The following is an 8,036-nucleotide window of genomic DNA, read 5'->3' on the forward strand; positions in this document are numbered from 1 at the left end:
ATGAAAGAAATATTAGTAGTGGACTGCCAATATGATTTTATTGACGGCTCATTAGCCTGCGGGCATTCGGAGGAAGCTGTGAAGAACATCATCACATTTATCAACAAGAACCCAGACGCAAAAATCTTCTACTCAGCCGACAATCACAGCGCGAAACATTGCAGCTACATTCCCAACGGCGGAACATGGCCGATACATTGCCAGGCAAAGACTCACGGCGCGGAGCTTCACGAGTCATTTACTCGCGACATCAATAACCCTTCACAGCGTCCGAACGAGTACACGACATACTACAAGGGCGAAGATGATTCAGTCGAGGAATATTCAGCATACGAGGCCAAAAATATCGCCGGGGAAAAGTTATGCGACATTCTTGGGCGTGAAGTTACCGTTACGGGAATCGCTACAGAATTTTGCGTGAAGGAGAGCGTTATTGCCCTCATAAATTCCGGGCGGAAAGTTACGGTTAAGGCTGACATGCTCGGATGGGTTGACGCGGAAAATCACAAGAAGACTCTTGACGAGCTTGCGAAAATGGGCGCGGTGATTGAATGATTAACACTGTGATATTTGACATAGGCGGAGTCCTTGTTGATTTCGACTGGGAGGGCTTCATTCACCGAATGTTCCCGGGACGCAGGGAATTAATCGCGGAGCTTGACGAGGCTGTCTGGGGTAATAGGCGGTGGGACAGGCTTGACGCGGGCGACGACCCGGAGGAAGTTTTCACGGACATAATCGCCCATGCTCCCGGCCATGAGTCAGAACTCCGAAAAGTTTTCGCCAACGTCGGCGACACCCTCAAGAAGAGACCTGCGACCCCCGTTTGGCTGAAGGACGTAAAATCGCGGGGCTATCGTGTGCTTTACCTGTCGAACTACTCGCGCTACGTCATGAGCTGTAACCCTGATGTTCTCGACTTCCTGCCATTGATGGACGGGGGTATATTTTCGTGTGATGTGCGTATGATAAAGCCTGACCGGGAAATCTACGAGGCTTTAGCGGTGAAGTATAATCTTGTGCCGTCTGAGTGTGTCTTCATTGATGATCTTGAACGTAATGTGAAGGCCGGAAGGGATTTCGGGTATCACGCGATTCAGTTCGTAACACTGAGGCAGGCTCAGGAAGATTTGAACAGGCTGTTAGAGGAGGAGAAGTAACAGTGAAAAGTTTGCGCGTAAATTTGTGGGTAACAGGCGGAATATTAATCGTCATGGGCGTGTTGATGATGCGTTATCCAGTCGAGGCGATAATGACGGCGGGAATGATTCTCGGCATCGGAATAATCGCGACGGGAATCAATCACATATCGGCGTGGTATTTCTTCAGGCAGACTCGCTTTCTTGTGGCGGGATTTCTTGACATCATCGCGGGGCTTGCGCTGGTGATTCAGCCGGGTATTAGCGCGTTCCTGATTCCGTTCGTGATTGGCCTGTGGCTTTTCTCTGAGGGAATAAGCCGGACATGCGCGGCGTTCTGGCTGGGCGGGGCAGAGATTCCCGGCTGGTGGATGGTGCTAATCAGCGGGCTTGCTATGACGGCGTTCGCGGTGATGATGTGCGTTGCGCCTCTGAGCAGTACATTTTCGGTGATGATGATTCTTTCGGGGGTGCTGATTGCGTCAGGGGTGCTTGCGGTGATTGAGGGCTTTGTGACTCCGCGTTAGGCGTTCAGAATTTGAGCGTGAAATTTTGCCGTCCCTCTGTGAAATTCGGGGGGCGGTTTTTTTTTTGCGTTTGTTATAATTGGAGCGTCCAAAAATTTTTACGTAAAAGGCAGGCGCGTAACATGAAATTTTCCGTCAAAGTTCTTCTCCTCCTCATTGTGTGATTTCTGCGTGTTTTACTTATCCCGGTGGGGGGGGGGGGGGTATTAAGCCTCTCACACGCGAGTGAAGCACCGTCAGAAGTTTCTGCAGAACAGAATCAAGAAGGCTTCTTCAGCAAAACAGCAGGCATTATTTCTTCATTCTTCAGCTGGTCGATCAGCACGTTCGGAAATACGGCAGGAAAAATTTTAGGCTGGCTCGGAATCGGAACACCCGCATTATTTCTTCTCTGGATCGTCAAAAAGATCATCGGCCATTTCTTTCACAAACATGTAATCATTCCGGCGAAAAAAGCTGTCAACAAACATACAATGAGCACGTACGGCAAAAACGTATTTGCTAATGAGAATGTAGAGATAAAAGCTCCAAGACCATCCTTAACGGAATGGGACATCAGATATATCACCGGGAAATATGGCGCAACAGAGAAGGATAACGAGACTTACGATCATCAAGAAGTATATACGGAATGGCAGTACGGTGTAGCAACGTGGTACTTTGTGTATTTCTGCGATGACGGCATTCACGCGCGAAAAGGATTATTTTCTGACGAACGTACATTCATGGACTATGATACGTTAAGGGAAGATGATACAACGATGTCCTTTCTTCAAATGTGGTTTGATGATTATCCGGGAGAATTTTACAATATGCTATGGGAGCTTCACGAGGCTTAAAGATTTTTCGTTGCGCTATAATGTGCGTGTAATGCAAATCTTAAGGAGGCATTTTTCATGCAGTACGGAAAAATTGAAGCTCTCTTAGGCTCAGAGGCCGAGTCGCTCCTGACTCACGAATGCAAAACCATCAGCAAAGATATGCTCTCACTTCCCGGCCCGGATTTTGTTGACCGCGTAATCAGCATGTCCGACCGCCCTGTACCTGTCATGCGCGCAATGCAGACTCTTTTCTCACATGGCCGTCTCGCAAACACCGGGTATATTTCGATTCTTCCTGTCGATCAGGGCATAGAGCATTCAGCAGGCGCGTCATTCGGCCCGAACCCGATATATTTCGACCCTGAGAACATCATAAAGCTCGCTATTGAGGCAGGCTGCAACGCTGTGGCAACAACTCTCGGCGTTCTCGGCGCAACTTCACGCAAATACGCCCACAAGATTCCGTTCGTCCTCAAGCTGAATCACAATGAGCTTCTCACTTACCCGAACCAGTTCGACCAGGTATTATTCGCGTCAGTCGAGCAGGCGTACAATCTCGGAGCTGTGGCAGTAGGCGCGACAATCTATTTCGGCAGCCCTGAGTCAACGAGGCAGATACAGGAGATCTCAAAGGCATTCCATCAGGCTCACCAAATGGGAATGGCGACAATTTTATGGTGCTACCTGAGAAATTCCGCGTTCAAAGTCAAGAACGGCGACAAGGTTACGGACTACCACGCCTCAGCAGACTTAACCGGGCAGGCCAATCATCTCGGTGTTACGATTGAGGCCGACATCATCAAGCAGAAATTACCCGAAAACAACGGCGGCTATCCCGCAATGGGCAAAGGCTACGGCAAAACGTCAAAGGAAATGTACGACAAGCTCACGACAGATCACCCAATAGATTTGGCGCGCTATCAGGTCGCAAACTGCTACATGGGCAGGGCTGGTCTCATCAATTCGGGCGGGGCTTCCGGCGAAAATGACCTCGCGCAGGCAGTACGCACAGCCGTAATCAACAAGAGAGCCGGCGGAATGGGACTCATTCTCGGCAGAAAGGCTTTCCAGCGTCCAATGTCTGAAGGTGTGCAGATCATCAACGCAGTACAGGATGTATATCTCTGCAAGGAAATCACAGTAGCGTAAAAGACGATAAAATTTCCGGCCTCCTCTGAAAATATCGGGGGAGGCTTTTTTGTCGGCTCAATGCTGATATAATCATGTCAAAAATTTCTGACGGCTAAGAGATTTTTTCACTCTCTGACCCTGAAGAAGGAGGGCAAAACTATAATGTACAATCCATCATCGCCACATGCTGACGACTTCATTAATCACGAGGAAATACTAGACACGCTCATTTACGCCGAGTCGCACAAAAACGACAAGGCACTAATCGACTCGCTCCTCGAAAAAGCAAGGCCGAAATTCAACGCTAACGGCTGCACATGCTCAGGGCTGACTCACCGCGAAGCCTCCGTGTTACTGGCGTGTGAAGACCCCGAAATCATCGCAAAAATTTACAGCGTCGCAGAGGAAATCAAGCAGGCTTTCTACGGCAACAGAATCGTACTGTTCGCGCCCCTGTACCTGTCGAATTACTGTATCAACGGCTGCCTTTACTGCCCGTACCACACAAAGAACAAGACAATCCCCCGCAAGAAATTAACGCAGGACGAAATCCGCGCAGAGGTCATAGCACTTCAGGACATGGGACACAAGCGTCTTGCGATTGAGGCGGGAGAAGACCCCGTGAATAATCCGATAGAGTACATACTCGAAAGCATTGCGACGATCTACAGCGTTCACCACAAGAACGGAGACATACGCCGCGTGAACGTCAACATTGCCGCAACGACTGTAGAGAATTTCCGCAAACTGAAAGAGGCCGGAATAGGGACGTACATATTATTCCAGGAGACGTACAACCGAAAACGCTACGAGGAATTGCACCCGACCGGACCCAAACATGACTACGCATATCACACGGAAGCACACGACAGAGCCATGCAGGGCGGAATTGATGACGTAGGACTCGGAGTCTTGTTCGGGCTTGAGGGGTACAAGTACGAATTTGCGGGATTGCTCATGCACGCGGAACACTTAGAGGCCGTTTTCGGAGTCGGGCCTCACACGATAAGCGTACCAAGAGTGAAGCCGGCAGATGACATTGACCCGGAGGAGTTCAACAACTCTATACCCGATGAGATATTCACGAAAATTGCGGCGTGTATCCGTGTCGCCGTTCCCTACACTGGGATGATAATTTCGACACGCGAGAACGAAAGAGTCCGGGCGAAAATGTTACAGGTAGGGATCTCGCAGATTAGCGGAGGCTCGCGGACATCAGTCGGAGGATATACGACAGAGGAAAGGCCGCATGACACAGAACAGTTTGACGTGTCGGATCAGCGGACGCTTGACGAGGTTGTGCGGTGGCTGATGGAACAGAATCATATTCCGTCATTCTGCACGGCGTGTTACAGGGCTGGGAGAACGGGAGACAGGTTTATGTCGCTCTGTAAGTCCGGGCAAATCCTCAACTGCTGCCACCCGAACGCCTTAATGACCCTCACGGAATACTTAGAGGATTACGCCTCGCCGGAGACAAAGCGAATCGGCTATGAGATGATAGCGCGAGAGCTTGAGAGAATCCCCCGCGAGAATGTCCGGGAAATCGCACGACAGAATATCGAGGCCATGAGAAATGGTAACGCAAGGGACTTCAGGTTCTAGCCTTAACGAAACACCGTCAGGCGAACGGGTACACATTGCCTTTTTCGGACTCAGGAACGCCGGAAAATCGTCCCTCGTCAACGCCGTAACAGGTCAGAATCTCGCGATAGTCTCAGATGTCAAAGGCACAACAACAGACCCCGTCCGCAAGGCTATGGAGTTATTGCCTCTCGGCCCTGTCGTGATTATTGACACGCCCGGACTCGATGATGAGGGCGAATTAGGCGGGATGAGAGTCAAACGCGCCATGAATGTGCTTGCGAATTGTGATGTGGCTGTGCTGGTTCATGATTCGACGCAGGAATTTTCCCCGGCTGAGTCTGACCTGCTGAAACTTTTTGACGAGCGTAATTTACCGCATATAGTTGCGTACAACAAAGCCGATTTGATTGCCGCCCCCCCCTTAATTCCCCCTACTGAAGTATTACCCCCCTTAATCCCCCCTAATTTAGGGGGGACACGGCTTGCCGAGAGGGGTCATGCTTCCCAAGAGGGGAGGGAGTGCGAGCAGAAGAGGGGTAATGTTCTCTACGTCAGCGCGACAACAGGCGAAAATATCACAGCCCTGAAGGAACGTATTGCACTCCTCGCAAAGAAAGACGCGCCCGAAAAGAGACTCGTTGCTGACCTCCTCAAGCCCAGCGATATTGTGATTCTCGTTGTCCCTGTCGACAAAGCAGCCCCGAAAGGCCGTCTCATTCTCCCTCAGCAGCAGACTATACGCGACATTCTCGACTCGCATTGCTCGTGCTTAGTGTGCCAGGACTTACAGCTTCCGGCCATGTTCGACTCCCTGAACGCAAAGCCCGCAATAGTCATCACGGACTCGCAGGTTTTTTCACGGGTTGACGCTGTTACGCCGAAAGATATTCCGCTGACATCATTCTCGATACTTTTCGCACGGTACAAAGGAGATTTGCGGACTCTTGTTGACGGTGCAAAGAAACTCTCACAGCTTCATGACGGCGACAGGGTATTAATCTCGGAAGGCTGCACACATCACAGGCAGTGCGGGGACATCGGAACGGAGAAGATTCCCGAATGGATACGGAAATATTCAGGGGCAAGGCCGGATTTCTCGTTCACTTCCGGCGGAGAATTTCCCGACATCGACACGCTGAGGGAATATGCGCTTGTCGTTCACTGCGGAGGCTGTATGCTTAATGAGCAGGAAATGAAATCACGACTCACCCGCGCAAGCATGGCCGGAGTCCCAATCGTCAATTACGGTGTCGCAATAGCCGAAATGCACGGGATATTACGCCGGAGTCTTGAGCCGTTCGGACTGTAGCAGGCGCAAAAAAAATCCCCGTCCTGAATCTGCGGGAAGGGGATTGATTCTATTCTGTGATTTCCGGGCTTAACTCAAGTATTCCGTCGCCCAGCCCCTGATATGTTATCTGCCAGCCTTCGGAATCATTGGTATAGTTCCAGAAATTTCCGCGCCGCCTCATTTCCGGGAGGCTGTACATTTCTGTTATCATGTTCACAAAATTTTCATGCGTCATATTCTTTGCGTCCAAGTCGCTCTGCCTGATACGTATTGACGCGACTCTCATGTCATCCGTGAATGATATGCAGTCTTCCGTAATGCGGGTATTCGTTCCCCTGAAGTTTACCGTCTCGACTCCTGCTTTCTCGATTTCCGCAAGAAGGTCTAACAGTTTCATGTTCTCATTTTTTAGGCGGTAAAATCCTCTTGCCGCACTCACAATCCTGAACTCGGTAATCTCTTTGTCTTTGCCCGTGAATAATATTGACATGCTTCCGGTCTCTGATGGTTTTTTGCCGGGTATCCTTTCGCTGTTTATATCAAGCGTGAACGGAACACCCCGGAGATTTGCGCGCCACCTGACTATATCGCGCAGGGACATTTTCATGCCTAATCTTGTTCCCGCGACTCTTGGGCCGAAACCGCTCATGTTTTCCCTGAACGGGTCAATAGAATATGACGGCCTTGCGGGAATTACTGAGAGGAAAAATAGCAACAACAACAATTTTGCGTATCTCACTGATATAAGCACTCTCCTTTTTTCAGAATACATTGATTGACATTATCCTTTAATTTATCATACTGCTGTGAAATTTCAAAGAATGCGGGCTATAATCTCCCGTAACATTTTCAGGAGGCGTTAATCATGACTGAGGTAGAAATTCTGCGGATGAGGCTTGAAGAAGTTACGCGGGAAAGGGACGAGCTTAGGTGGGAGCTTGAAGCTCTGAGGAGGACTCCCGCTCACACGTCAGAAGCCGTTGAAGAATGGTTTGAGCGCGGATTCTACTAGTATCACTTCATGAGGAAGTCAGCCGCGATTTTTGCCGCGATATTCTCGAACCCCGTGAAGCCGTCCCGTGAATGAGGCACACAGACCCGGTGAATTTCTCGGCGGTCTGATATATCGGGAGAGTCTGAGCCGTCAATATATATTCGCGCCCTATGCTGTAGCTGTCAATCGTCAAATTCTCAGTCTCAGCGAAAACTGACCCTGCCATGAGCATAACAACAAACAGCACCGCAAATATTTTCCTCATGAATTTTCCCTCCGTGTGAAAATTTCTGCATGAAGTATATATCCCTATGGCTGATTCATGAACAGCGGAATGATAGAATCTCAGTCAAAAACAGGAGGCATAGCTAGATAGGCAAATAGTATAAAACCGTGAGAAAAAGAGTTCTGAAAACCACACTTGACAAAATTATAAAGGAGGGTTAATCTGCTGCGCAATGTCAGGTGCTGGACAGGCATTACCAATCCATAGAAATATGGCTACCTCCGGCTAGGGGGGAAGTTAAAGCCTCTGGACTGCTGAAC

The 8,036-nt window shown here is 49.7% G+C and carries 10 protein-coding genes; 8 read left to right on the forward strand and 2 right to left on the reverse strand.

Annotated features, from left to right (window positions below):
* From IKQ95_04500 to hydF, 7 genes are all read left to right on the forward strand, one after another.
* Complete coding sequence (locus tag IKQ95_04500) at positions 1-555, forward strand: isochorismatase family protein (GenBank protein ID MBR4195953.1); 555 nt, start codon at positions 1-3, stop codon at positions 553-555.
* Positions 552-1,160 carry an HAD family phosphatase gene (locus tag IKQ95_04505; protein MBR4195954.1) on the forward strand — a complete coding sequence of 203 codons (609 nt, stop codon included), beginning with the start codon at positions 552-554 and terminating at the stop codon, positions 1,158-1,160. Before IKQ95_04500 ends, IKQ95_04505 begins: the two co-directional genes overlap by 4 nt.
* A 2-nt stretch (positions 1,161-1,162) precedes the next feature.
* The gene (locus tag IKQ95_04510; GenBank protein MBR4195955.1) at positions 1,163-1,666 is read left to right on the forward strand and encodes a DUF308 domain-containing protein; all 504 of its coding nucleotides are present in this window, start codon (positions 1,163-1,165) and stop codon (positions 1,664-1,666) included.
* A 188-nt stretch (positions 1,667-1,854) separates the two neighbouring features.
* Entirely contained in the window at positions 1,855-2,505 is a 651-nt protein-coding gene (locus tag IKQ95_04515; protein ID MBR4195956.1) for a hypothetical protein, read from the forward strand.
* 57 nt (positions 2,506-2,562) lie between these two features.
* Positions 2,563-3,636 (forward strand): class I fructose-bisphosphate aldolase, encoded by a 1,074-nt coding sequence (locus IKQ95_04520; protein ID MBR4195957.1) that lies wholly within the window; start codon positions 2,563-2,565, stop codon positions 3,634-3,636.
* Positions 3,637-3,780: 144 nt separating this feature from the next.
* Positions 3,781-5,223, forward strand: a complete 1,443-nt coding sequence (gene hydG, locus IKQ95_04525) for a [FeFe] hydrogenase H-cluster radical SAM maturase HydG (GenBank protein MBR4195958.1) — start codon at positions 3,781-3,783, stop codon at positions 5,221-5,223.
* On the forward strand, positions 5,195-6,514 hold the full coding sequence (hydF, locus tag IKQ95_04530) for a [FeFe] hydrogenase H-cluster maturation GTPase HydF (protein MBR4195959.1): 1,320 nt from the start codon (positions 5,195-5,197) through the stop codon (positions 6,512-6,514). The genes hydG and hydF overlap by 29 nt, the downstream gene beginning before the upstream one ends.
* A 49-nt stretch (positions 6,515-6,563) precedes the next feature.
* Here the strand turns inward: hydF and IKQ95_04535 are convergent, their stop codons facing one another.
* Entirely contained in the window at positions 6,564-7,235 is a 672-nt protein-coding gene (locus IKQ95_04535) for a hypothetical protein (protein MBR4195960.1), read from the reverse strand.
* A 126-nt stretch (positions 7,236-7,361) separates the two neighbouring features.
* On the opposite strand from IKQ95_04535, the gene IKQ95_04540 reads away from it, so the two are divergent.
* The gene (locus IKQ95_04540; GenBank protein ID MBR4195961.1) at positions 7,362-7,508 is read left to right on the forward strand and encodes a hypothetical protein; all 147 of its coding nucleotides are present in this window, start codon (positions 7,362-7,364) and stop codon (positions 7,506-7,508) included.
* Between the two features lie 7 nt (positions 7,509-7,515).
* Here the strand turns inward: IKQ95_04540 and IKQ95_04545 are convergent, their stop codons facing one another.
* Positions 7,516-7,755: a hypothetical protein gene (locus tag IKQ95_04545; protein ID MBR4195962.1), complete on the reverse strand. Its 240-nt coding sequence runs from the start codon at positions 7,753-7,755 to the stop codon at positions 7,516-7,518.
* Between the last annotated feature and the right edge of the window lie 281 nt (positions 7,756-8,036).

The sequence above is a fragment of the Synergistaceae bacterium genome (genome assembly GCA_017540085.1).
GTDB lineage: Bacteria > Synergistota > Synergistia > Synergistales > Aminobacteriaceae > JAFUXM01.

What these genes read in the sequence shown, in the direction of transcription:
- IKQ95_04500 (MBR4195953.1), top strand. Translation starts at nt 1, where the DNA reads ATGAAAGAAATATTAGTAGTGGACTGCCAATATGATTTTATTGACGGC.
- IKQ95_04505 (MBR4195954.1), top strand. Translation starts at nt 552, where the DNA reads ATGATTAACACTGTGATATTTGACATAGGCGGAGTCCTTGTTGATTTC.
- IKQ95_04520 (MBR4195957.1), top strand. Translation starts at nt 2,563, where the DNA reads ATGCAGTACGGAAAAATTGAAGCTCTCTTAGGCTCAGAGGCCGAGTCG.
- hydG (MBR4195958.1), top strand. Translation starts at nt 3,781, where the DNA reads ATGTACAATCCATCATCGCCACATGCTGACGACTTCATTAATCACGAG.
- hydF (MBR4195959.1), top strand. Translation starts at nt 5,195, where the DNA reads ATGGTAACGCAAGGGACTTCAGGTTCTAGCCTTAACGAAACACCGTCA.
- IKQ95_04540 (MBR4195961.1), top strand. Translation starts at nt 7,362, where the DNA reads ATGACTGAGGTAGAAATTCTGCGGATGAGGCTTGAAGAAGTTACGCGG.
- IKQ95_04545 (MBR4195962.1), bottom strand. Translation starts at nt 7,755, where the DNA reads ATGAGGAAAATATTTGCGGTGCTGTTTGTTGTTATGCTCATGGCAGGG.